The following is a 22,480-nucleotide window of genomic DNA, read 5'->3' as shown; positions in this document are numbered from 1 at the left end:
GTCAGCTGGCTGCCTGGGCCAGCTTGCCACGCAGCCAGCGCCGCGCCGGGTCGTCCTCGCTGGCCTCCGACCAGATCTGCACGAAATCGAACGGTGCCAGTTTCAGCGGCGGCTCGAAGCTGGCCAGGCCGTGGCTTTCGAGATCGTCCGGCAGCATCCGCGCAGCAATCGTCAGCACCAGATCGGTACCCGCCAACAGGCTGGGCGCCACGCTGAAATGCGGCACGGTAGAGGCCACCTGACGGCGCCGGCCGAGTTTTTCCAGATGGCTGTCGATCTCTTCCGCTGGGCTCTGCTGCAGGGCGACCCGCAGGTGCGGGGCGGCGAGGTAGTCTTCCAGGTCCAGGCGCTTGCGGCCGCCCAGGGTTTCGCGCGAGCACAGGCAGACAAAGCGTTCCTCGAACAGGCGTTGCACGCGCAGCCCTTCCGGCAGCATCGGGAAGACCCCGAGGGCGCCATCCAACTCGCCACTCGCCACCTGCTCGGCCATGCCCCCGCGCGAAGCCTGGCGGACGTCCAGGTGAATGCCCGGCGCCTCGCGACGCAGGACCGGCAACAGCCTCGGCAACACCACCCAGGCGCCGTAATCGGACATGCCCAGGCGTAGCTCCAGCTCGGCGTGGGCCGGATCGAAATCATCGCCCAGTACCAGCCGACGGACGCCACCGAGGATTTCCCGCAGCGGGCCAGCCAGCTCGAAGGCGCGGCGGGTCAGCTGCATCTGGTTGCCGGCGCGCACCAACAGCGGGTCATCCAGCAGGTCGCGCAGGCGGTTCAGCGCGTGGCTCACCGCCGGCTGGGTCATGGCCAGCCGCTCGGCGGCGCGGGAGACATGGCGCTCTTCCAGCAGGGCGTCGAGGATCACCAGCAGGTTGAGATCGATGCGGCGCAAGTCATGAATCGAGTGCATTCAGGTTGTACCAATCATTCATTTCCATGCGCTGGATGGATAGCAGAAGCTGAGCCCCATCGACAAGCCATGGAGAATCTTCGATGTCGAAACTGCTTCTGTTATTGCCTGCCATCGCTGTGGGCGCGCTGGTTGCCTTGCAGGCGGGCAGCAACTCGTTGCTGGGGCGCCAGTTGGGTCATCCGCTGAGTGCCAGCCTGACCTCCCTGGGTGTCAGCCTGGCGGCGGTGATCATTGCGCTACTCGCGTTTCGCGTGCCGCTCCCGGCCGCCGCCGGAATTGCCGCCACGCCCTGGTGGGGTTGGCTGGGTGGGCTGTTCGGTGCGGCGTATCTGACGGTGGCGGTGATGCTGGCGCCGCAGTTGGGCGCGGCAACGTTCCTCGCCTGCGTGGTGGCGGGGCAGATGCTGATGTCGGCGCTGTGCGACCAGTTCGGCTGGGCGGGATTTGCGGTGCGGCGGTTGTCGCCGGAAGGTTATCTGGCCATCGGGTTGATCATTGCCGGGGTGGTGTTGTTGCAGTGGCGGGGGAGGGTGGCGTGAAGTATCGCTGGCTGCTGGTTTGGGGCGGGTTCGCGAGCAAGCTCGCTCCTACAAAAAGCCACTTGAAGTTAGGGCTGACTGTAGGAGCGAGCTTGCTCGCGAACCGACGCCGCTGCCAAGGCGCGGCTAGACGAATTATCTCAGGCTCAGATGCCGACTCAACAACGCCCGCAGCGCCGCCGGCTTCACCGGCTTGGGCAGGAAATCCAGCCCGGCCGCGTGGATCTGCGCCACCAGTTCGGGGCGGGCGTCCGCGCTGATCACCACGCCTGGCACCGGCTCGCCCAGGCGGGTGCGCAGCCAGGCCATGAGGTCGGTGCCCAGTTCGCCGTCGTCCAGGTGGTAGTCGATCAGCGCCAGTTGCGGGCGAGCATCGCCGTCCAGCAGGGCCTGGCATTCCTCGCGGCTGCGTGCGGTGAGCACGCGGCAGCCCCAGCGGGTCAGCAGGCTGTTCATGCCGGTGAGGATGCTGTCTTCGTTGTCGACGCAGAGCACCTGCGCGCCGTTGAGCTGTTCCGGGGTTTCCACCTTGTGCCCGTTCAGTGGCGCCGGGGCGGGTTGGCGAGCCAGTGGCACGCTGACGCTGAACACGCTGCCCTTGCCCGGCCAGGAGCGCACTTGCAGGCGGTGGCCGAGTACCTTGCACAGCCGGTCGGCGATGGCCAGGCCCAGACCCAGGCCCTTCTCGGCGCGGGTCTGGTGGCTGTCCAGGCGTTTGAATTCCTCGAAGATCACCTGCAGTTTGTCCGGCGGAATGCCTGGACCGTGGTCCCAGACTTCCAGGCGCAGATGGCCAGCCTCACGGCGTACACCGAGCAGCACGTGGCCCTTGGCGTAGCGGAAGGCATTGGTGAGGAAGTTCTGCAGCACGCGGCGCAGCAATTTGATGTCGCTCTCCACGCGCAGCTTGCTGCCGCGCACGTGGAAGTCGATGCCGTGCTCCTGGGCCAGCACGCGGAATTCCACGCCGAGGGTGTCGTACAGGTTGCTCAGCGGGAAGGCCGCGACGTCGGCGCTGACGCGGCCGCCTTCCAGCCGCGAGATGTCCAGCAGGTCGGTGATCAGGTCTTCCGCCGAGCGCAGCGACGAGTCCAGGTGGCGCACCAGTTCGGTGGCCTCCTCGGGCAGTTTTTCCTGATGGGCGAGGGCGGCGGAGAACAGCCGCGCGGCATTCAGCGGTTGCATCAGGTCGTGGCTGACCGCGGCGAGGAAGCGAGATTTCGACTGGTTCGCCGCCTCGGCCGTGCCCTTGGCCTCGGTGAGCGCCTGGTTCAGCTGCGACAGCTCGAAGGTGCGCTCCTGCACGCGCTGCTCCAGGCCTTCGTTGGCGTCCTTCAGGCCCTGCTCGGCGTCGCGGTAATTGGTGATGTCGGTGAAGCTCATGACGAAACCGCCGCCAGGCATCGGGTTGCCGATCAGCTCGATCACCCGGCCGTTGGGGAACAGCCGCTCGGAGGTGTGCGGCGTGCCCTGGCGCATCCAGTACAGGCGCTTGGCGACGTGCAGGTCCGGGTCACCCGGCCCGCACAGGCCGCGCTCGGCGTTGTAGCGGATGATGTCGGCGATGGGCCGGCCGACGTAGATCAGCCCGTCCGGGTACTCGAACAGTTCGATATAGCGGTGGTTCCAGGCGACCAGACGCAGCGACTGGTCGACCACGCTGATGCCTTGGGTGATGTTCTCGATGGCGCCCTGCAGCAGCGCGCGGTTGAACTGCAGTACTTCGGAGGCTTCGTCGGCGATCTTCACCACGTCCTCCACCTGCATCTCGCGGCCTTCGATGGCGGCCTTCACCACGGCGCGTGCGGACGAGGCGCCGAGCACGCCAGCGAGCAGGCGTTCGGTGTGGGCGATCCATTCGTCGTTGGCGTTCTGGCTGGGGGTGAAGCCCTTGCCCTGGCGGTAGGCGAAGCGGATGAAACTCTGCCGCGCGCGCTCCTCGCCGACGAAGCGCGCGGCGAGCATCAGCAGGTCTTCCAGTTGCACCGCGAGCATCGAGCGCGAGCTGAGCTTCTGCGAGATTTCCTGGCCGATGAAGCGGCTGGCCTGCCAGTGCTCCGACACGCGGGTGCGGGAGAACACCGAGACCAGCCCGAACAGCGCGAAGTTGCCGATCAGCGAGAGCAGCACGCCCAGGGTCAGCGGTTCGATGGACAGGCCGAACGGGCGGCCGGCGAGCCAGGCCAGGCCAGGGAAGGTTTCCAGCGGCCAGCCCAGGCCCTTGGCGACCACCGGCAGCACCAGGGTATAGGCCCAGAGGAAGGAACCGGCGGCCAGACCGGCGAATACGCCGCGGCGGTTGGCCTGCTTCCAGTACAGCGCACCGATCATCGCCGGGCCGAGCTGGGCGATGGCGGCGAAGGCGATCTGGCCGATGGTGGCCAGGCTCGCGGTGGAGCCGAGTAGTCGATAGCTGACGTAGGCCAGCAGGAGGATCAGCGCGATGCTCACCCGGCGCACAGTCAGCAGCCAGTGGCGGAACACCTCGAAGGGCTGCTCGGCTTCACCTTTGCGGCGCAGCAGCCACGGCAGCAGCATGTCGTTGGAGACCATGGTAGACAGCGCCACGCTGGCGACGATGACCATGCCGGTGGCCGCCGAGGCGCCGCCGATGAAGGCCAGCAGCGCCAGTGCCGGGTGGGCTTCGGCCAGTGGCAGGCTGATCACGAAGGAATCGGGCATCACGCCCGCCGGCAGGTGCATCTGCCCGGCCAGGGCGATCGGCACCACGAAAAGGGCGGCCAGCACCAGGTAGATCGGGAACACCCAGCGCGCCAGGTTCAGGTCGCGCGGCTCGATGTTCTCAACTACCAGCACGTGGAACTGCCGTGGCAGGCACATGATCGCGGTCATCGCCACGCCGGTCTGCAGCAGCATGGCCGGCCAGTGCACGGTTTCCTTCCAGTATTCGTTGAGCTGCGGGGCGACGCGGGCCTTGTCCACCAGGTCGCCGAAGCCGTCGTAGAGGCCGTAGGTGACGAAGATGCCGACGGCGAGGAAGGCGGTCAGCTTGACCAGCGACTCGAAGGCGATGGCCAGCACCATGCCGCGGTGGTGCTCGGTGACGTCCAGGTTGCGGGTACCGAAGACGATGGTGAACAGCGCGAGGATCAACGAGACGATCAGCGCCGTGTCCTGGGCGCGAATGCCGGTGGAGTCGGGGCCGGCGCCGATCAGCAGGTTCACCCCGAGGACGATGCCCTTGAGCTGCAGGGCGATGTAGGGCAGCACGCAGACCACGCAGATCAGCGCCACCACGACCGCCAGCGCCTGGGACTTGCCGTAGCGCGCGGCGATGAAGTCGGCGATGGAGGTGATGTTCTCCTGCTTGCTGATCATGATCATCTTCTGCAGCACCCAGGGCGCGAAGAGCATCAGCAGCACGGGGCCGACATAGATCGGCAGGAACGACCACAGCTGGTCGGCGGCCTGGCCGACGGCGCCGAAGAAGGTCCAGCTGGTGCAGTACACCGCCAGCGAGAGGCTGTAGACCCAGGCGCGGACACGCGGCGAAAGTGGGGCGCGACGGCGGTCGCCATAGAACGCGATGGCGAACAGGACCGCCATGTAGAGCAGGGCGACCGTTGCGATCAACCCACTGGACAACGACATGCTGACTCCGGAAATGAACTGGCTCCCCCGCAGGAGCGCTGGCAGCAGTTTCGCACCAAAGTCCGGAACTGTCAGACGCCTGCTACCAATGTCTCAGTGGCGCTGTGTCGCGCTTCTCACTTGAGGGGCAGGCGCGGTACTGGTAGCTTGCCGGGCTTTTCGCGGTCCGTCCGTCGCGCCCGGCTGGGTACGCGGCACTTCGCCGGGCCGCTACGCTCTGATGTGAGCGATGATTTCGCGTCGTGTTTCGAGGAGGGCGCCATGTTCAGACCGTTACCCATCACCTTGCAGCGCGGGGCCCTGCGCCTGGAGCCGATGGTGGAGGCCGACGTGCCGGATCTGGTGACTCTGGCGGAACAGAACCGCGATGTCTTGCAGTTCATGAGCGCTCCGGGGCGTCCGGACTGGTACCGCCAGGGCCTGGCCGACCAGCGCGAGGGCCGGGCGCTGCCACTGGTAGTGCGCCTGGGCAACCAGATCGTCGGCACCACTCGGTTCATGGACTTCCTCCCGGCGCTGCCGGCCTGCGAGATCGGCGCTACCTGGCTGGACCAGGGCCAGCATGGCAGCGGCCTCAACGCCACCATGAAGTACCTGATGCTGCGCCACGCCTTCGACAGCTGGAAGATGGTCCGCGTGCAGTTCAAGACCGCCGCCAGTAACGAGCGCTCCCAGCGCGCCATCGAGAAACTCGGGGCGGTGCGTGAGGGGGTGTTGCGCAACCATCGGCGCCTGGCCGGCGGCCGGCTCGACGACACCATTCTCTACAGCATCACCGACCAGGAATGGCCGCAGGTGAAGGCTGTGCTGGAAGCCGGTTTCGTCGGCTGAATGGTACTCTGGTCGCGGCTTCAGAATCCCTCTCCCCAGAGGAGAGGGGGCTGATCGGCGCAGGATGAAGCCATTGTGTCAGCCAGCACGGACGGCCCCCTATCCCTCTGAGCGGGGCGCGTAGCCAGGGCTGGGGTGAGGGGAAAGCGCTGGCACCGTAGTAGCTCCCGAATGGCACAGCGCTCAGAGAATCGATTGGCGGAATGACCCATGGCAGAACACGACGCAAGCGGCGAACGCACCCGCTTCTGGCGCGCCCAGGAGCTGGGCGGCGTCGAGCTGCTGCACGCGCGCTACATCGAGCAGGTGTTCTCGCCCCACGTCCATGAAGGCTTCGCCTTCGTCATGATCGAGCAGGGCGCGCAGCGCTTCCACCATCGCGGCGCCGAGCACTTTGCCCCGGCCGGCAGCGTGGTGCTGATCAACCCCGACGAGGTCCACACCGGCTCCAAGGCCGACGAGGCCGGCTGGCGCTACCGCGGTTTCTATCCGGAGCTGGCGCAGGTTTCCGGCGTGCTGGAGGAGCTTGAACTGGGCAAGGGTGGCACGCCGTCTTTCGATGCCAGCGTGGTGAATGATCCGGAACTGGTGCAGGCGCTGTTCGCCGCTCACCGGCTGGTGGATTCCGACGCTACTGTGCTGCAGCGTCAGACCTGCTGGCGCGAGGCGCTGCTGTTGCTGTTCCAGCGCCACGGGCGGATTCCCGAGGCGCCGCTCGCGGGCAATGAACCGCTGGCCGTGGCGCGCGCCCGCGAGCTGCTCGGCTCGCGGCTGATGGAGCCGCCGTCGCTGGAGGAACTGGCCGCCGCCGTCGGGCTTTCTCCGTTCCACTTTGCCCGCGTGTTCCGCAAGGCGACCGGCCTGCCACCCCATGCCTGGCTCAAGCAGCGTCGGCTGGAGCAGGCGCGTGCCCTGCTCAAGCAGGGCTGCATGCCGGTGAACGTGGCGATGCAACTGGGCTTCGCCGACCAGAGCCATCTCAGCAGGCAGTTCAAGCAGGCATACGGTGTCGGCCCTGGCGAATATCGCCAGGCTTGTGCACGGTCGTTCCGCCAGGCCTGACGTTTCCGCCGTATTCCCCTGAAGAACCTTGCCCTTGATGGGGTGCCGGCTTTTTATCGACACGCCATTGAGCGATCGTTCGATACGACGGAAAGAGAATCTGAGTCAATCGGAATATTTTTTCATTTGCGATACATTTGCATTTACAAAATTTACAATCGGCTTTAATTTGCCGCCCCTTCACGAAGTACCCGGGGAGGGGGAAGCATGTCGCACGTTCGTTCGTGGTCGCGCCTGGCGATCGCCGTTGCCCTGGCCACGCCGCTGCTGCCGGCGCAGGCTGAAGAAGACACCAAGGAACTGGAGACCGTCACCGTCGTCGGTGACTGGCTCGGCGAGGCCGATCAGCAGGTAGTGCAGAACCACCCCGGCGCGCGCACCGTGGTGCGTCGCCAGCAGATGATCGAAGAGGGCGCGCAGAACGTGCGCGACGTGCTGCGCGGTATTCCCGGCGTGCAGGTGCAGGACAACAACGGCACCGGCGGCAGCGATGTTTCCCTCAACGTCGGCGTACGCGGCCTGACCTCGCGCCTGTCGCCACGCTCCACCGTACTCATCGATGGCGTCCCGGCCGCCGTGGCGCCCTATGGCCAGCCGCAGCTGTCGATGTTCCCGCTGTCGGTGGGCAACCTCGACAGCGTCGACGTCGTACGTGGCGCCGGTTCCGTGCGCTATGGACCGCAGAACGTCGGCGGGGTGATCAACTTCGTCACCCGGGCGATTCCCAAGGAGTTCTCCGGCGACGTCGGCAGCACCGTGGAAACGGCTTCCCACGGTGGCTGGAAGAAGCTCTACAACGCCTTCCTCGGCGGCACCGCTGACAACGGCATGGGCGCTGCGCTGCTGTATTCGGGCGTGAAGGGCGCGGGCTACCGCGACAGCAACGACGCCACCGACATCGACGACGTGATGTTCAAGACCCACTGGGCGCCCACCGACGTTGACGAGTTCTCCGCCAACTTCCACTACTACGACGGCAGCGCCGACATGCCCGGTGGCCTGACCCAGGCGCAGTTCGACAAGGACCCGTACCAGTCGGTGCGCGACTACGACAACTTCACCGGTCGTCGCAAGGACGTCTCGCTCAAGTACAAGCGGCAGATCGACGACCTCACCCAGGTCGAAGTGCTGACCTACTACAGCGACAGCTTCCGTGGCAGCAACATCGCCAACCGCGACCTCAAGACCCTGGCGTCCTACCCGCGCGACTACCACACCTTCGGTATCGAGCCGCGCGTGTCGAAGATCTTCATGGTCGGCCCGACCACCCAGGAAGCCAGCATCGGCTATCGCTACCTGAAGGAGGCGATGCACGAGCGCGCCAGCCAGGTCGGCCTGGTGAACAACATCCCGACGCCGATTCCCGGCGCCGACGGCCACACCTATCAGGACCGCACTGGAGGCACCGAGGCGAACTCCATCTACCTCGACGACAAGATCGACGTGGGCAACTGGACCGTCACCCCGGGCATCCGCTTCGAGCGCATCTCCACCGACTGGCACGAGCGCCCCGTGCTCGACAACAAGGGCAAGCCGGTCCAGGAGAAGAGCCGCAGCAAGGACTACAACGAGCCGCTGCCGGCGCTGGCGGTGATGTATCACCTGTCGGACGAGTGGAAGCTGTTCGCCAACTACGAGACCTCCTTCGGCAGCCTGCAGTACTTCCAGCTCGGCCAGGGCGGCAGCGGCAACGACACCGCCAGCGGCCTGCAGCCGGAGAAGGCGAAGACCTACGAAGTGGGCACGCGCTACGACAACGGCACCTGGGGTGGCGAAGTCACGCTGTTCTACATCGACTTCGACGACGAGCTGCAGTACATCAGCAACGATGTGGGCTGGACCAACCTGGGCGCCACCAAGCACCAGGGCATCGAGACCTCCGCGCACTACGACATGGCTGCGCTGGACCCGGTGCTCGCCGGCCTGACTGCCTACGGCACCTTCACCTATACCCGCGCTACCTACGAAGGTGAGATCCCGTCGTTCAAGGGCCGCGACCTGCCGCTCTACTCGCGCCAGGTGGCGACCATCGGCCTGCGCTACGAGCACGACCGCTGGACCTACAACGTCGACGGCTTCGCCCAGTCGGGGCAGCGCGCGCCCGGCCCGACCACCAACTCCAACGGCAGCTTCACCGGCAACTACATCACCGAGCCGAGCGCCGATGGCCAGTACGGCGACATCCCCGGCTACGTGCTGTGGAACGCCCGCGTGGGCTACGACTTCGGCCCGCAGGCGTCGAACCTGAAGGTCGCCGCCGGGGTGAAAAACATCTTCGACCAGATGAACTACACCCGTTCCAGCGACAACAACGCCGGTATCTACCTCGGCGAGCCGCGCACCTTTTACGTGCAGGGCAGCGTCGGTTTCTGACGTCGCCTACGGCCAGGAAAAGCCCGTCCCGCGTGACGGGCTTTTTCTTGCCGGAATTTCGTCACTGGAATGGATTTGTGCGGAAAATGTGGCTTTTCTTCACGCTGTTGCCGTCATATCCGTGCTGTTATTCCGGCTCAAGGCCGCTACGCAGGTAAACAAGGACGATGTCTCAACACTCGCAATTCGCCCTGCTGGGCACCAAGCGATTCCTGCCCTTCTTCATCACCCAGCTGCTGGGTGCCTTCAACGACAACATCTTCAAGCAGTCGCTGATCCTGGCGATCCTCTACCACCTTACCGTCGGCGGTGACCGCAACCTGCTGGTCAACCTCTGCGCGCTGTTGTTCATCCTGCCGTTCTTCCTGTTCTCCGCCCTGGGCGGCCAGTTCGGCGAGAAGTTCAACAAGGACGCGCTGATGCGCGCGCTGAAGCTGGCCGAGATCGTGATCATGGCAGTGGGCGCTGCGGGCTTCGTGTTCGGCAGCCTGCCGCTGCTGTTCCTCGCGCTGTTCGCCATGGGCACGCACTCGGCGCTGTTCGGCCCGGTGAAGTACTCGATCCTGCCGCAACACCTGCGCGAGGACGAACTGGTTGGCGGCAACGCCCTGGTGGAAATGGGCACCTTCCTCGCCATCCTCTGCGGCACCATCGGCGCCGGCGTGCTGATGTCGCGGCAGGACTATGCGGCCGGCGTCGGCATCGCCGTGGTGCTGGTGGCTGTCTGCGGTTTCCTCGCCAGCCGCAACATTCCCCGTGCGGCGGCCGCGCTGCCGGACCTGAAGGTCGACTGGAACATCTTCCGCCAGTCCTGGAGCATCCTCCTGCTCGGCCTGCGCCAGCGCCCGGCGGTGTCGCGCTCGCTGGTGGGCAACTCCTGGTTCTGGTTCCTCGGCGCGGTTTATCTGACGCAGATCCCGACTTACGCCAAGGAGCTGCTGCACGGCGACGAGAGCGTGGTGACGCTGATTCTCACCGTGTTCTCGGTGGGCATCGCGCTGGGCTCGATGCTTTGCGAAAAGCTCTCGGGCAAGAAGGTGGAGATCGGCCTGGTGCCCTTCGGCTCCATCGGCCTGAGCCTGTTCGGCATCCTCCTGTGGTGGCATTCGGGCGGCTTCCCGCAGGGCGTGCAGCCCTACAACTGGTTGGCGGTGCTGGAGCACTCGCAGTCCTGGGCAGTGCTGGCTGACATCCTTGGCATCGGTATCTTCGGCGGCTTCTACATCGTGCCGCTGTATGCGCTGATCCAGGCGCGTACCGAGGAGGACAAGCGCGCGCGGGTGATCGCGGCGAACAACATCCTCAACGCGCTGTTCATGGTGGTGGCGGCGATTGTCTCGATCCTGCTGCTGTCGGTGGCGAAGCTGTCGATCCCCGAGCTTTTCCTCGTTCTGTCGCTGATGAACGTCGCGGTGAACGTGTACATCTTCAAGATCGTGCCCGAGTTCACCATGCGCTTCCTGGTATGGCTGCTGACCCACTCGATGTACCGGGTCGACCATCGCAACCTTGAAGCCATCCCCGACGAGGGCCCGGCGGTGCTGGTGTGCAACCATGTGTCCTTCGTCGACGCGCTGCTGATCGCCGGCTCCGTGCGGCGCCCAGTGCGTTTCGTCATGTACTACAAGATCTTCCGCATTCCGGTGCTCAACTTCATTTTCCGTACCGCGGGCGCGGTGCCGATCGCCGGGCGTAACGAGGATCCGGAGACCTACGAAAAGGCTTTCGCCAGAGTCGCCGAGTACCTGCGCGAGGGAGAGTTGGTGTGCATCTTCCCTGAGGGCATGCTGACCCTGGACGGCGAGATGAACGAGTTCCGCGGCGGCGTGGAGCGCATCATCGAGGAGACGCCGGTGCCGGTGATCCCGATGGCGTTGCAGGGCCTGTGGGGCAGCTTCTTCAGCCGTGACCCGCAGAAGGGCTTCTTCCGCCGGCTATGGTCGCGAGTGTGCCTGGTGGCTGGTCAACCGGTCGCACCGGAGGAGGCCAAGCGTCTGGCGCTGCAGGAGCAGGTCGCGATGCTGCGCGGCGCGGCGCGCTGACTTTATTGGCAGCAAAGAAAAAGCCCCGGCAATGCCGGGGCTTTTTCATGGGCGTGTCGCGGTTCAGATGACCTGAACTTCGTCAGCCTGCAGGCCCTTCTGGCCTTCAACCACGATGAAGGAGACCTTCTGGCCTTCCTGCAGCGACTTGAAGCCGGTGCCCTGGATGGAGCGGAAGTGCACGAAGACATCGTTGCCGCTTTCCGGAGTGATGAAGCCGAAGCCCTTGGCGTCATTGAACCACTTGACGGTGCCGGTCTGACGATTCGACATGGAGATACACCTTGAACAATTGAATATTGTTTTGCGGAAAGGTCCGCGCTCGTCCTGAGTTGCAAGGTGCAGTCGAAGCCGGGTGGTGGGGAATGGCCCCACCAGGTCACGAGCCACAGTGACCCAAGCAAACACAGTGGCCCGCAGCATACCGACAAATTTTCGGGAAAGCGACAGCCCGCCGGTATCGAGAACCGATACAGCGTCAGTGGCTCATTTTCAGTCCGACCAGTCCGCACAGGATCAGCGCAACGCTGAGCAGGCGTACCGGCGCCATGGACTCGCCGAACAGCACGATCCCGACGATGACGGTGCCGACGGCGCCGACACCGGTCCAGATGGCGTAGGCGGTGCCCAGGGGCAGATTCCTCATGGCCACGCCAAGCAGGCCCATGCTGGTGATGATCGCCAGCACGGTGAGGATGGTCGGTATCGGTCGGGTGAAACCTTCGGTGTATTTCAGGCCGACGGCCCAGCCCACTTCGAACAGGCCGGCGACGAACAGAATGATCCAGGACATGGAGCTCTCCAGACGGTGGATGGAATGGAGGGCCGTCCCCGCTGGAGCACCGGAAGGTGGTGAGGTCGTCCTCACAATGTGCATTATTTTGCACAAAAGCGGTGCGCCGGGCAACCCGGCGCGAGATGGTTGCCCTATTGCGGGGCTTCTTTCTGGGCGGGTGGCTCATCGGTCATGCGTCGGAACCACGTGGAAAGCGTAGCGCCGGAAATGTTGTGCCAGACGCTGAACAGCGCGCTGGGTACGGCTGCCAGCGGCGAGAAGTGCGCGCTGGCCAGCGCGGCGCCGAGCCCGGAGTTCTGCATGCCGACTTCCAGCGCCAGCGATTTGCGCTGCGCCAGCGGCAGCCCGAAGACCTTGGCGGTGAAGTATCCGAGCAGGAAGCCGAAACCGTTGTGCAGGATCACCACAGCCATGATCAGCAGGCCGGATTCGGCGATCTTCGCCTGGCTGGCAGCAACCACGGCGGCGACGATGATCACGATGGAGACCACCGAGACCAGTGGCAGCACGTCCACCACATGGCTTACTCGTGCGCCAAGCACGCGCTGGGCTACCAGGCCGAGCACGATGGGGACCACGACGACCTGCAGGATCGACCAGAACAGCGCGCCGAAAGAGACCGGCAGCCAGGCCGAGGCCAGCAGCCAGATCAGCGCCGGTGTCAGCAGCGGGGCGAGGAGGGTGGTCACGCCGGCGATGGCCACGGAAAGCGCCAGGTCGCCGCGCGAGAGCCAGGTCATCACGTTGGAAGCGGTACCGCTGGGGCAGCAGCCGACCAGGATCACGCCCACGGCGATTTCCGGCGGCAGGTGCATCAGTTGGCAGAGCAGCCAGGCCATGCCGGGCATGATCACGAAGTGGGCGATGACGCCGAGGGTGACGCGCCAGGGATGCCGGGCGACTTCGGCGAAGTCCTCGACCTTGAGTGTGAGGCCCATGCCGAACATCACGACGCCGAGCATGGGGACGATGGCGACGGTGAGCGGAGTGAAGAGAGAGGGGATGAGGAACGCCAGGATGGCGAAGAGCAGCACCCAGAGGGCGAAGGTGTTGCCCATGAAGCGGCTGAGCAGGATGAGAGCACGCATGGGCCGTCCTTCTTTATGTGGGCCTTATTGTCAGGACAGGCGCCGCGAGGGCGCGGCGCCTGTCACGGCATCAGATGCCTTCGGGCATCGCCTCGCCACCGAGCGCTTCGATCAGCGCCGGAAGGAATTCGGCGAAGGTCAGCATCATCAGGGTGAAGCTGGCGTCGAGCTGGCCGAGGGCGTCTTCCCCGCCGTCCTGCTCTGCCTTCTCCTGCAGCATGTCTTCGAAGCGCAGTCGCTTGATCGCGACCTTGTCGTCGAGGACGAAGGACAGCTTGTCCGACCAGGCAAGGGACAGCTGGGTGACCAGCTTGCCGGCAGTCAGGTGCAGCTGGATTTCCTCGCTGGTCAGGTCCTGGCGCTTGCAGCGCACCACGCCGCCGTCTTCGTGGGTATCACGCAGCTCGCACTCGTCGAGGACGAAGAAGTCACCGGCGGCTTCCTGGGTCTTCACCCATTCGGTCAGGGTGGCGGTCGGTGCGGTCTTCACGGTCAGCGGGCGTACCGGCAGCGAGCCCAGCGCTTCGCGCAGGGTGGACAGCAGGTCTTCGGCCTTCTTCGCGCTGGAGGTATCGACCAGGATCAGGCCGAGGCTCGGGGCGATGGCGGCGAAGGTAGCCGAACGACGGATGAAGGCGCGCGGCAGCAGGGTCTGGACGATTTCGTCCTTGAGCTGGTCGCGCTCCTTCTTGTAGACCTTGCGCATCTGCGTGGCTTCGATCTCGTCGACCTTCTCCTTGAGCGCGTCACGCACCACGCTGCCGGGGAGAATGCGCTCTTCCTTGCGGGCGCTGATCAGGAAGAATCCCTCGCTGGCGTGAACCAGCGGCGCGTCCGGGCCCTTGCCGAAAGGAGCGGAGAAACCATAGGTAGTCAGCTCCTGGCTGGCGCAGGAGCGCGCCGGTTTGCTGGCCAGGGCCTTTTCCAGGGCATCGGCGTCGATCTGCAGATCCTGGGTGAGGCGATATACGAGCAGATTGCGGAACCACATGAGGGGCTAACTCCTGGACACAAAGGAGCCATTATTCCGTTCGGCGCGGTTCAGGCCAACCCCGTTTCGTCATTCGCCCTCTTCATCTAAGCCTTTGGAACATCTAAAAATTTTTTTCATCGAGGGGCTTGCCAGGTGCAAATGTCCTCCGTAGAATGCGCCCCACTTCGAGACGAAGGGTGATTAGCTCAGCCGGGAGAGCATCTGCCTTACAAGCAGAGGGTCGGCGGTTCGATCCCGTCATCACCCACCACTCGAGKTMCGACGCAGCGGTAGTTCAGTCGGTTAGAATACCGGCCTGTCACGCCGGGGGTCGCGGGTTCGAGTCCCGTCCGCTGCGCCAAATTTTGAAAAGCCCTCAGGTAGCGATACCTGGGGGCTTTTTCTTTTCCTTCCGTTTCTTGTCTGCAAAAGCCTTTCCTGCGAAAGCTTCCCGTCAAAGTTGCCCGCTTCGATCACAGTGATTGCGTGCTGGCCGTCTGTCTTATCCTGTTAATTTTCTTATAAGTTTGCTGTGGGAACTTCTCTCTCGGCAGTGGTTCCTATTGCCCATAGCCACTGGCCACGAGCGCCTGATAAGCTCGCGGCTTCATTACTTAAGCCATGACGGCGCAAAGACAAGGATTCAGCATGAAACAACATCGGTTGGCGGCAGCGATCGCGCTGGTCGGCCTGGTTCTCGCGGGCTGTGACAAACAGGCCGCCGAAGTGGAACTCAAGACCCCTGCGCAGAAAGCTTCCTATGGCATCGGCCTGAACATGGGCAAGAGCCTCGCCCAGGAAGGCATGAATGACCTGGATTCGAAAGCCGTCGCCCTGGGTATCGAAGATGCCGTCGGCAAGCAGAAGCAGAAGCTGACCGACGAAGAGCTGACCGAAGCCTTCACCGCCCTGCAGAAGCGCACTGAAGAGCAGGTTGCCAAGAAGAATGCCGAGGCTCTGGAAGCCGGCAAGAAGTTCCTCGAGGAAAACGGCAAGCGTGATGGCGTGGTCACCACCAAGTCCGGCCTGCAGTACGAAGTCGTGAAGAAAGCCGATGGTGCGCAGCCCAAGGCTACCGATGTCGTCACCGTTCACTACGAAGGCAAGCTGGTCGATGGTACTGTCTTCGACAGCTCCATCCAGCGTGGCAGCCCGATCGACCTGCCGGTCGGCGGCGTGATCCCTGGTTGGGTCGAAGCCCTGCAACTGATGCACGTCGGCGAGAAGATCAAGCTCTTCATCCCGAGCGAACTGGCCTACGGCGCGCAGAGCCCGAGCCCGACCATCCCGGCCAACTCGGTTCTGGTGTTCGACCTCGAACTGCTGGCCATCAAGGACCCGAATCAGCCTGACGCGGCTGAGGCTCCGGCCGCTTCGGCAGAGCAGCCCAAGAAGTAACTGAGTACCTTCGTACCAGTGGAAACGCCCCGTAACCTGCGGGGCGTTTTCGTTTGTGCGGGGAACGCTCTGGAACGGCGCGCTGACCGTCGGGTCTGAATGGGAGTAACCTTCAGCTCGGTGTTACCCTTATGCACATATTTGACGCAGTTGAAACAATCTCCTCCCCTTGACATTGTCGGGCCCTTCGCTTAGCCGCAACTGCATGATTTTTAACGCATTTGTAGGGGTGAACAAAAAATCGCCGATCTGTCTCCAGCCCTCGTGGCGCGGGCGTTTGGGCGGAATCGAGGGTGTCTTTCAACAGAGTTATCCACAGGAAAGGTGGATAACCTGAACCTGCTCTGTACGAATCTTCCTATCGAGGTAAATCGATGAAAAAGCCTCCGGGATTTGACCGTTTCCTCAAGCTCGCCAGTCGTTTCATCGCGGGTGGGCGAGTGCCTGCGCTGCTGTTCGCCGTCGCTCGCAAGAGTGGCCGGGTGAAGCTGGCCAGGACCGATCTGAAGCTGCTGCAGGAGTTGCTGGTGGCCTGGGTGCGCGGCGATTACCGCGGCATCAGTTCCCAGGCGCTGGTTTCCGTGGTGGCGGCGCTGCTGTATTTCCTTTCACCCGTGGACCTGGTGCCCGACTGGCTGCTGGGCGTCGGTTTCCTTGACGACCTGGCGGTGCTGGCCTGGGTGGTACGTCGCTGGCAATCGGAGATCGATGCCTTCAAGGTCTGGCGCGACGCGCAGGGCGTGGAAACCCGCGAAGCCCTGAAGCAACTGCCGCCGCCGGAAGCGATTCAGCGTCTCTGACGCAGCCGTGCGCTCTGCTCGCCGAGCAGGCGCTGGATGGAGCCGTCGCTCACCATTGCCTGCAGCACGGCATCCAGTCGTTCGGCGGGTAGTGGCAGCGTTGGGCTATATGAGCAGTAGATCGAGTAGCGCTGGACGTTGTTGCTGTGGACCGCCACTGGCAATTGGTGGTGCTGGGCAAGGAGAAACTCCAGCGGTCGGCGCATCTCGATCAATGCATCCAGGCGGCCGGCTTCCAGCATGTGCAGGCGTGTATCGAGGTCGCGTACATCGGCGCGCTTCACCCTTCCTTCGGCGAAGGCCTGCATCAGCGGGGCGGGGTAGACGTAGCCCAGGCTGGTGCCGATGCGGATGTCGTGCAACTGCGCGAGGTTCTCCACAGGCGGTGCATCCGCCCGTTGGGCCAGGGCATCTTCTTCCTCGAACAGGCTGGGAGACCAGTGCAACTTCTCCGGCGCTTTCATCCACTGCGGATTGTTGATGCACAGCAGGTGGATTGCGCCCTGGGCGAGGGCAGGTTCGGCGCGCTTGTCCGGCATTTCCACGAAGCGAATCTCGAGCCCCAGGCGCTGCCCGACGGTTTCGCCCAGATCGCGGATGAAGCCAGGTGCCAATTCATGGTCGATACTTTCCGCATAGGGCATGCCGTTGCTTGGCGAATAGCCCCAGCGCAATTCTTCGGCGCCACACAGGGCACTGGCCAGGCATAGGCAGAGTGGAATCAGGCGCTGCAAATCGTTCCCCCGATTTGTGGGCGTGACGGCGAGCGCAGTATAGCCGGCACAGCCCGGCGCCAGGCTGTTAAGATGGCCGCCTGCAAGGAGTGTTGTCATGAACGTTCAAGTCATCATGCGTGACGGCGAAGCGGAGTACGCCGTGGTTCCCTGGGCTGAGTACCAGGCGCTGCTGGCGGCTGCCGGCCGAGGTGCCGCTCAGCTCGTCAAGCCGGATGCGACCCCGGCATTCGACGAGAAGCCGGACTGGAAAGCCCTACGGGAAGCCCGTGGCATCGCCATCGAAACGCTGGCGCGTGCGGTGGGCATCAGCCCGTCCTACCTGGAGCTGATCGAGAACGGCGAGCGCGAAGCCAGCGACGCCATCCAGCATGGCCTGCGTCGTGCCCTGGGCACTGGGGAGTCTGCTTCTTGAGCGTGCAGATCAGTCGCAAGCATTGGGAAGGCCTGCTCGGCGAGCTGGAAGATGCCCGCCGCCAGCGCCACCTGCTCACCTACCGGGCGCTGATCGAGCGCCTGCAATTGCCGACTCCGGCCATGACCGTGCTGACCGCCGCGCTGGAACACCTGGCTGCGCTGGATGCCCGTGCGGGGCGGCCGATACGCAGCTCGCTGGTGATCAGCCAGGGTGCCAGCCGTCTGCCCAGAACCGGCTTCTTCGAGCATGTCGAACGCCTGGGCCGATTCTCCGGTGCGCCGGATGGTCCTGCTGCTGCCGGCTGGCATGCGGCGGAAGTGGTGCGCGTGTTCGAGTTCGAGTACCCCGAGGAACTCTGACGTGGTGACGCCTCGCGAGCAATTCTGGCGTCTGCGTGCACGGCTGAGCTATGCCGTGGCGCGCCGCCTGATGGGGTGGTCGTGGATGGTCCGCCAGCCGCGTTCCTGGGCCTGGATGCAGGGCCAGTTCGCACGCATGGCCGCGCTGGGGGACGTCGGCGCACAGAGCTTCTACGGACACCTGCTGTTGTTCCGCGGGCAGGGCTTCGGCGCCCGCGAGGAAGGCTTGCGTCTGTTGCGCCTGGCTGCCACGGCAGGCGACCACAAGGCGGCGTACCAGTTGGGCGTGCAATCCCTCAAGGGCGATACCCGCCATGCCGGCGATGCGCAGGAAGCGGCGCGTTACTGGGGGCAGGCCGCCGAAGCGGGGCATCCGCTGGCGGCACGCAAGCTCGGCGAGTTGTACCGTAGCGGCGGCCCCGGTCTTGAGCCCGATGAGGCCCAGGCCGAACGCTACGAGACGCGCGCCCGCCAGTTGGGGCTCTGAGTCATTCAGCTGTGAGAATGTGCAGGCTGTAGCCAGGCATGTTCTTCGCGTGGCGCTTGGCCTCCGAGGCCAGCCCGGCCAGTTGACTGGCATCCAGGCGCTGACCGGCGCCACTCTTCACGTGCACCACGCCGATCGACAGGGATAGCAGCGGATATTCCTCGCGCCGCCCCTGGCGGTTGTGCGCGACGAAGCAGCCCGCGTCCAGGTGCTCGCGGCTGTAGAAGCGCCGGCACTGGCCCTGGAAATCCTCCAGCAGGTGATTGAGCCGCTCGCGCCAGTCCTGCGTCCCCAGCACCAGCATGAAATCGTCGCCGCCGATATGGCCGACGAAGTCCCGCGTCGGGTCCACGCGCTCGCCCAGGCACTGCGCCAGGCACAGCAGAACTTCATCGCCACGGGCATAGCCGTAGAGGTCGTTGAAGGGCTTGAAGCTATCGATGTCGACATAGCACACCACCGCTTCGCGCCCTTGCTGCAGCAGGCGCGACAGGCATTGCTGGATCGGCACGTTGCCCGGTAGCAGCGTCAGTGGGTTGGCATGCCGGGCCTGGCGGATCTTCAGTTCGGTGATCAGCTTGAGCACGTCGATCACCCGGCCCAGCCCCAGGTAGCGACCGTTCAGGGTGATGATAAAATCTTCCTCGATGCGCTGCCGCGCGCGGCTGGTGAGCAGCCGGCTGACCTGCTGCAGCGACTGGCTGCGCTCCACCGCGAGAAAGTCTTCGCTCATCAGCCGGCTGATCGGCTTGCGCGCATACAGCTCCGGCGCGAACGGCTTGAGCAGGGTGTCCGAGAGTGCATGGCGATGGACGATGCCGACTGGTTGATCGTGACCGTCGAGCACCGCCAGGGAGTTGAGGTTGGCCTGGGCGCGGAAGGCTTCCAGCACATCAGCGATCGGCGTGCTGTCGCGCACCGCCGGTTGCTCCAGCAGCAGGGGCTCGAGATCCGCTTGATCTTCGGCCAGCAACGCGCCAGCACTGTCCACCTCCGGTAGCAGGGCACGAGCGTCGCGGGGCGGAGTTTCGTTGGGACGGCCAAGCAGGTAGCCCTGCACCAGGTCCACGCCCATCTCGGAAAGCACGGCCAGCTCTTCGGGGATCTCGATGCCTTCGGCGATCACCTGGGCGCGGGAGGCGTGGGCCATCTTCAGGATCGAGCCGACGAATTCGCGCTTCACCGCATCCAGGTGGATGCCCTCGATGAAGTGGCGGTCGATCTTCACGTAGTCGGGCCGCAGCTCGGACCACAGGCGCAGGCTGGAGTAGCCGGCGCCCAGGTCATCCAGGGCGATGGAAAAGCCCATGGCGCGGTAGTGGTGCAGCGCGGTGTCGAGGAGGGTGAAGTCCTCGATGGGCGTCTGCTCGGTCAACTCGATCACCACGTCGCTGGGCGAAATGCCGAAAGTCTGCAGCAACTGCAGTGTGCGGCCGGGCTGGTGGGTCGGTTCCAACAGGGATTCGGGCGACACGTTGAGGAACAGCTTGCCCTCGAGCTTGAGGTCGCGGAAGCGCGCGCAGGCCTTGCGCCGGCAGAGCAGCTCCAGTTGGCTCAGGCGGCCGCTGCTGCGGGCGATGCTGAACAGTGGCAGGGGCGAGTGCAGGGGGCCGTTGGATGGGCCGCGCGTAAGGGCTTCGTAGCCCACCAGGCGCCTTTCCGAAAGCGACAGGATGGGCTGGAACAGGCAGTGCAGGTCGCCGTGAGCGAGGATCTGGTCCAGCGCGCTCAACTGCTCGGTGACGGTCATGACGGTTCTCGGTGGCTGGAAAAGCAAAGGGCCGGTTTCCCGGCCCTGTGCATTTCACGACAGTGTCATGACTGTTTGATGTCATCCGATCAGTGTTTGGCCACCTGAGAGTCCAGATTCAGGTAGTCGATCAGGATATGCCCGGACTCGGTAAGGTAGGCGTCGTCCTGCGGTTTGGTCTTGTCCTCTTCCGGCAGGGCGTTCTCGTCTTCCTTCTTCAGCTCCTTGAGCGGCTCCTGGCCCTTGGATTTGCGCAGGGCGTTCTCCATGGCCAGTTGGCGGTTCTCGATGCTGGTCTGCTGGGCGCGACGCTTGGCTTCGTTGAGGCTGACGGTCTTCTCCTTCATCAGCTCCTGGGCCAGGGCGAGGCGCTCGCGGGCGTAGACGAAGTCCGCGTTGTGCTCGGTGCGCGCGTCGTGGCGGGCGCGCAGCTGGTCGAGGAACGGCTTGAACGGATCGGCCTGGGCCTTCAGTACCGGCTTGATGGTGTCCCACGGCATCGAGTCGGGCAGGGCGCTTTCGCCGATTTCCTTGTCGTCGACGATGGACGGGTAGCCGATGTCCGGGATCACGCCCTGGTGCTGGGTGCTCTGGCCGGAGACGCGGTAGAACTTGGCCAGGGTCAGCTTCAGCTCGCCGTGATTGAGCGGCTGGATGGTCTGCACGGTGCCCTTGCCGAAGGTCTGGCCACCGACGATGAGCGCGCGGTGGTAGTCCTGCATGGCGCCGGCGAAGATCTCCGAGGCCGAGGCAGACAGGCGGTTGACCAGCACGGTCATCGGGCCGGTGTAGAACGCCTTGCCCTCGTCATCGTTGAGCACGTCGACGCGGCCGTCGCTGTTGCGCACCAGCACGGTCGGACCCTGGTCGATGAACAGGCCGGTCAACTCGGTGGCTTCCTGCAGGGAGCCGCCGCCGTTGTTGCGCAGGTCGATGACGATGCCGTCGACCTTGTCCTTCTGCAGTTCGGCGATGAGCTTCTTCACGTCACGGGTGGTGGACTTGTAGTCCGGATCGCCGGCGCGATAGGCCTTGAAGTCGAGGTAGAACGCGGGCACGTCGATGATGCCCAGCTTGTAGTTCTTGCCTTCGTGGTCGATGGTGATTTCCGACTTCTTCGCCGCCTGGTCTTCCAGCTTCACCGCCTCGCGGGTGATGGTGACGATCTTGCTGGTCTGGTCGTTTGGCGCGTTGGTGGACGGAATCACTTCCAGGCGGACCTGCGAGCCTTTCGGGCCCCGGATCAGCTTGACCACTTCATCCAGACGCCAGCCGACCACGTCGACCATCTCGCCCTTGCCCTGGGCGACGCCGATGATCTTGTCGGAAGTGGCGATCTGCTTGCTCTTCTCGGCGGGGCCGGCCGGTACCAGGCGCACGACCTTCACATAGTCGTTGTCGCTCTGCAGTACGGCGCCGATGCCCTCGAGCGAGAGGCTCATGTTGATGTCGAAGTTTTCCGCGCTGTCCGGCGACAGGTACTGGGTGTGCGGGTCGTAGGTCTGCGCGAAGGCGTTGATGTAGGCCTGGAAGATGTCTTCGCTGCGGGTCTGCTCCAGGCGCATCAGCTGGTTCTTGTAGCGCTTGGTCAGCTGTTCCTGGATGGCCTTGTTGTCCTTGCCGGCGATCTTCAGGCGCAGGACTTCGTCCTTCACCTTCTTGCGCCACAGGTCGTCGAGCGCCGCGCTGTCTTTCGCCCAGGGCGATTTCTCGCGGTCGATTTCCAGCGACTCGTCGGTCTTGAAGTCCATCTTGTCGACGCCCTTGTTCAGGGTGGCCAGGGCGAAGTCCAGGCGCTCCTTCAGGCGGTCGAGGTGACGCTTGTAGATGGTGAAGCCGGGCTCCAGTTCGCCGCTTTTGAGGAAGTCGTCGAACTGGGTGCGCCAGGGCGCGAACTGGTCGATGTCGGCCTGGGTGAAGTACATCCGCGCCGGATCGAGCGTCTTCAGGTAGCTGTCGTAGATCTTCGCCGAGCGCTCGTCGTTCAGCGGCGGCTTGTTGTAGTGATGGCGCTTGAGCAACTCAACGATGTTGAGGCTGGCGATCACTTGATCCCGGTCAGGCTGCAGGCCGTCCCAGACGTTCGGGCTGGTGGTTGCCGCGAACGAGGAAAAGGCGGTTGCGCCGAGGATGAACAACAGGGCGGTACGGGGCAAAAATCGCTTCATGCTGATTCGACTGATCGCGGAGTTATGACGCATATTAGGCCTTAATTGGCGGCGCCGGGTTCAATCGCAGGTGAATTCGGCGCGAAGAAAGGGCCCGACCTTTCGGATCGGGCCCTGCAGGATCACTATGGAGGCAG

At 64.4% G+C, this 22,480-nt stretch carries 18 protein-coding genes, 2 tRNA genes and 1 pseudogene; 12 read left to right on the top strand and 9 right to left on the bottom strand.

Annotated features, from left to right (window positions below; genetic code table 11):
- Position 1: 1 nt before the first annotated feature.
- Entirely contained in the window at positions 2-910 is a 909-nt protein-coding gene (locus A6723_RS15275; protein ID WP_054910901.1) for a LysR family transcriptional regulator, read from the bottom strand.
- An 83-nt stretch (positions 911-993) separates the two neighbouring features.
- Here A6723_RS15275 and A6723_RS15270 point away from each other — a divergent pair, with 83 nt between their 5' ends.
- Entirely contained in the window at positions 994-1,452 is a 459-nt protein-coding gene (locus A6723_RS15270) for a DMT family transporter (RefSeq protein WP_054910900.1), read from the top strand.
- 135 nt (positions 1,453-1,587) lie between these two features.
- Here the strand turns inward: A6723_RS15270 and A6723_RS15265 are convergent, their stop codons facing one another.
- A complete protein-coding gene (locus A6723_RS15265) occupies positions 1,588-5,064 on the bottom strand; it encodes a PAS domain-containing hybrid sensor histidine kinase/response regulator (RefSeq protein ID WP_054910899.1) in 3,477 nt (1,158 codons plus the stop codon).
- Between the two features lie 229 nt (positions 5,065-5,293).
- Here A6723_RS15265 and A6723_RS15260 point away from each other — a divergent pair.
- The 4 genes and pseudogenes from A6723_RS15260 to A6723_RS15245 all read left to right on the top strand — a co-directional run bounded on the left by A6723_RS15260 (position 5,294) and on the right by A6723_RS15245 (position 11,372).
- Positions 5,294-5,895, top strand: a pseudogene (locus A6723_RS15260) (GNAT family N-acetyltransferase).
- A 210-nt stretch (positions 5,896-6,105) separates the two neighbouring features.
- Positions 6,106-6,957 (top strand): AraC family transcriptional regulator, encoded by an 852-nt coding sequence (locus A6723_RS15255; RefSeq protein WP_054910897.1) that lies wholly within the window; start codon positions 6,106-6,108, stop codon positions 6,955-6,957.
- 207 nt (positions 6,958-7,164) lie between these two features.
- On the top strand, positions 7,165-9,330 hold the full coding sequence (locus A6723_RS15250) for a TonB-dependent receptor family protein (RefSeq protein WP_054910896.1): 2,166 nt from the start codon (positions 7,165-7,167) through the stop codon (positions 9,328-9,330).
- A 167-nt stretch (positions 9,331-9,497) separates the two neighbouring features.
- Positions 9,498-11,372 (top strand): MFS transporter, encoded by a 1,875-nt coding sequence (locus A6723_RS15245; RefSeq protein ID WP_054910895.1) that lies wholly within the window; start codon positions 9,498-9,500, stop codon positions 11,370-11,372.
- A 63-nt stretch (positions 11,373-11,435) separates the two neighbouring features.
- Here A6723_RS15245 and A6723_RS15240 read toward each other — a convergent pair whose 3' ends face one another.
- From A6723_RS15240 to rdgC, 4 genes are all read right to left on the bottom strand, one after another.
- Complete coding sequence (locus A6723_RS15240; RefSeq protein WP_024763416.1) at positions 11,436-11,645, bottom strand: cold-shock protein; 210 nt, start codon at positions 11,643-11,645, stop codon at positions 11,436-11,438.
- A gap of 205 nt (positions 11,646-11,850) precedes the next feature.
- Positions 11,851-12,165, bottom strand: coding sequence for a quaternary ammonium compound efflux SMR transporter SugE (sugE, locus tag A6723_RS15235; protein ID WP_054910894.1), 315 nt, complete (start codon positions 12,163-12,165; stop codon positions 11,851-11,853).
- 134 nt (positions 12,166-12,299) lie between these two features.
- On the bottom strand, positions 12,300-13,256 hold the full coding sequence (locus A6723_RS15230) for a bile acid:sodium symporter family protein (RefSeq protein ID WP_054910893.1): 957 nt from the start codon (positions 13,254-13,256) through the stop codon (positions 12,300-12,302).
- A gap of 70 nt (positions 13,257-13,326) precedes the next feature.
- Positions 13,327-14,247: a recombination-associated protein RdgC gene (gene rdgC, locus A6723_RS15225; RefSeq protein WP_054910892.1), complete on the bottom strand. Its 921-nt coding sequence runs from the start codon at positions 14,245-14,247 to the stop codon at positions 13,327-13,329.
- A 177-nt stretch (positions 14,248-14,424) separates the two neighbouring features.
- Between rdgC and A6723_RS15220 the strand changes: the two genes are divergently transcribed.
- The 4 genes from A6723_RS15220 (at position 14,425) to A6723_RS15205 (ending at position 16,427) form a co-directional block, all read left to right on the top strand.
- Positions 14,425-14,500: transfer RNA gene (locus tag A6723_RS15220), tRNA-Val, on the top strand.
- 13 nt (positions 14,501-14,513) lie between these two features.
- Positions 14,514-14,590 (top strand) — tRNA-Asp (locus A6723_RS15215).
- Positions 14,591-14,877: 287 nt separating this feature from the next.
- Positions 14,878-15,627: an FKBP-type peptidyl-prolyl cis-trans isomerase gene (locus A6723_RS15210; RefSeq protein WP_054910891.1), complete on the top strand. Its 750-nt coding sequence runs from the start codon at positions 14,878-14,880 to the stop codon at positions 15,625-15,627.
- 374 nt (positions 15,628-16,001) lie between these two features.
- Positions 16,002-16,427, top strand: a complete 426-nt coding sequence (locus A6723_RS15205) for a YkvA family protein (RefSeq protein WP_024763421.1) — start codon at positions 16,002-16,004, stop codon at positions 16,425-16,427.
- Here A6723_RS15205 and A6723_RS15200 read toward each other — a convergent pair.
- On the bottom strand, positions 16,415-17,161 hold the full coding sequence (locus A6723_RS15200) for an ABC transporter substrate-binding protein (RefSeq protein ID WP_054910890.1): 747 nt from the start codon (positions 17,159-17,161) through the stop codon (positions 16,415-16,417). The two genes, A6723_RS15205 and A6723_RS15200, sit on opposite strands and share 13 nt — an antisense overlap.
- A 97-nt stretch (positions 17,162-17,258) precedes the next feature.
- Here A6723_RS15200 and A6723_RS15195 point away from each other — a divergent pair, with 97 nt between their 5' ends.
- The 3 genes from A6723_RS15195 to A6723_RS15185 all read left to right on the top strand — a co-directional run bounded on the left by A6723_RS15195 (position 17,259) and on the right by A6723_RS15185 (position 18,425).
- A complete protein-coding gene (locus A6723_RS15195; RefSeq protein WP_054910889.1) occupies positions 17,259-17,576 on the top strand; it encodes a helix-turn-helix domain-containing protein in 318 nt (105 codons plus the stop codon).
- Positions 17,573-17,938 (top strand): hypothetical protein, encoded by a 366-nt coding sequence (locus tag A6723_RS15190; RefSeq protein ID WP_024763424.1) that lies wholly within the window; start codon positions 17,573-17,575, stop codon positions 17,936-17,938. Before A6723_RS15195 ends, A6723_RS15190 begins: the two co-directional genes overlap by 4 nt.
- A 70-nt stretch (positions 17,939-18,008) precedes the next feature.
- On the top strand, positions 18,009-18,425 hold the full coding sequence (locus A6723_RS15185; protein ID WP_256236045.1) for a tetratricopeptide repeat protein: 417 nt from the start codon (positions 18,009-18,011) through the stop codon (positions 18,423-18,425).
- A 1-nt stretch (position 18,426) separates the two neighbouring features.
- Here A6723_RS15185 and A6723_RS15180 read toward each other — a convergent pair whose 3' ends face one another.
- Positions 18,427-20,175 carry a bifunctional diguanylate cyclase/phosphodiesterase gene (locus A6723_RS15180; protein WP_054911159.1) on the bottom strand — a complete coding sequence of 583 codons (1,749 nt, stop codon included), beginning with the start codon at positions 20,173-20,175 and terminating at the stop codon, positions 18,427-18,429.
- An 89-nt stretch (positions 20,176-20,264) separates the two neighbouring features.
- On the bottom strand, positions 20,265-22,343 hold the full coding sequence (locus A6723_RS15175) for a carboxy terminal-processing peptidase (protein ID WP_054911160.1): 2,079 nt from the start codon (positions 22,341-22,343) through the stop codon (positions 20,265-20,267).
- Positions 22,344-22,480: the final 137 nt, after the last annotated feature.

This window comes from Pseudomonas sp. AU11447, from assembly GCF_001672555.2.
Classification (GTDB): domain Bacteria; phylum Pseudomonadota; class Gammaproteobacteria; order Pseudomonadales; family Pseudomonadaceae; genus Pseudomonas; species Pseudomonas nitroreducens.
Note: the sequence above shows the minus strand (reverse complement) of the source record. Positions and strands in the feature narration are given on the sequence as shown.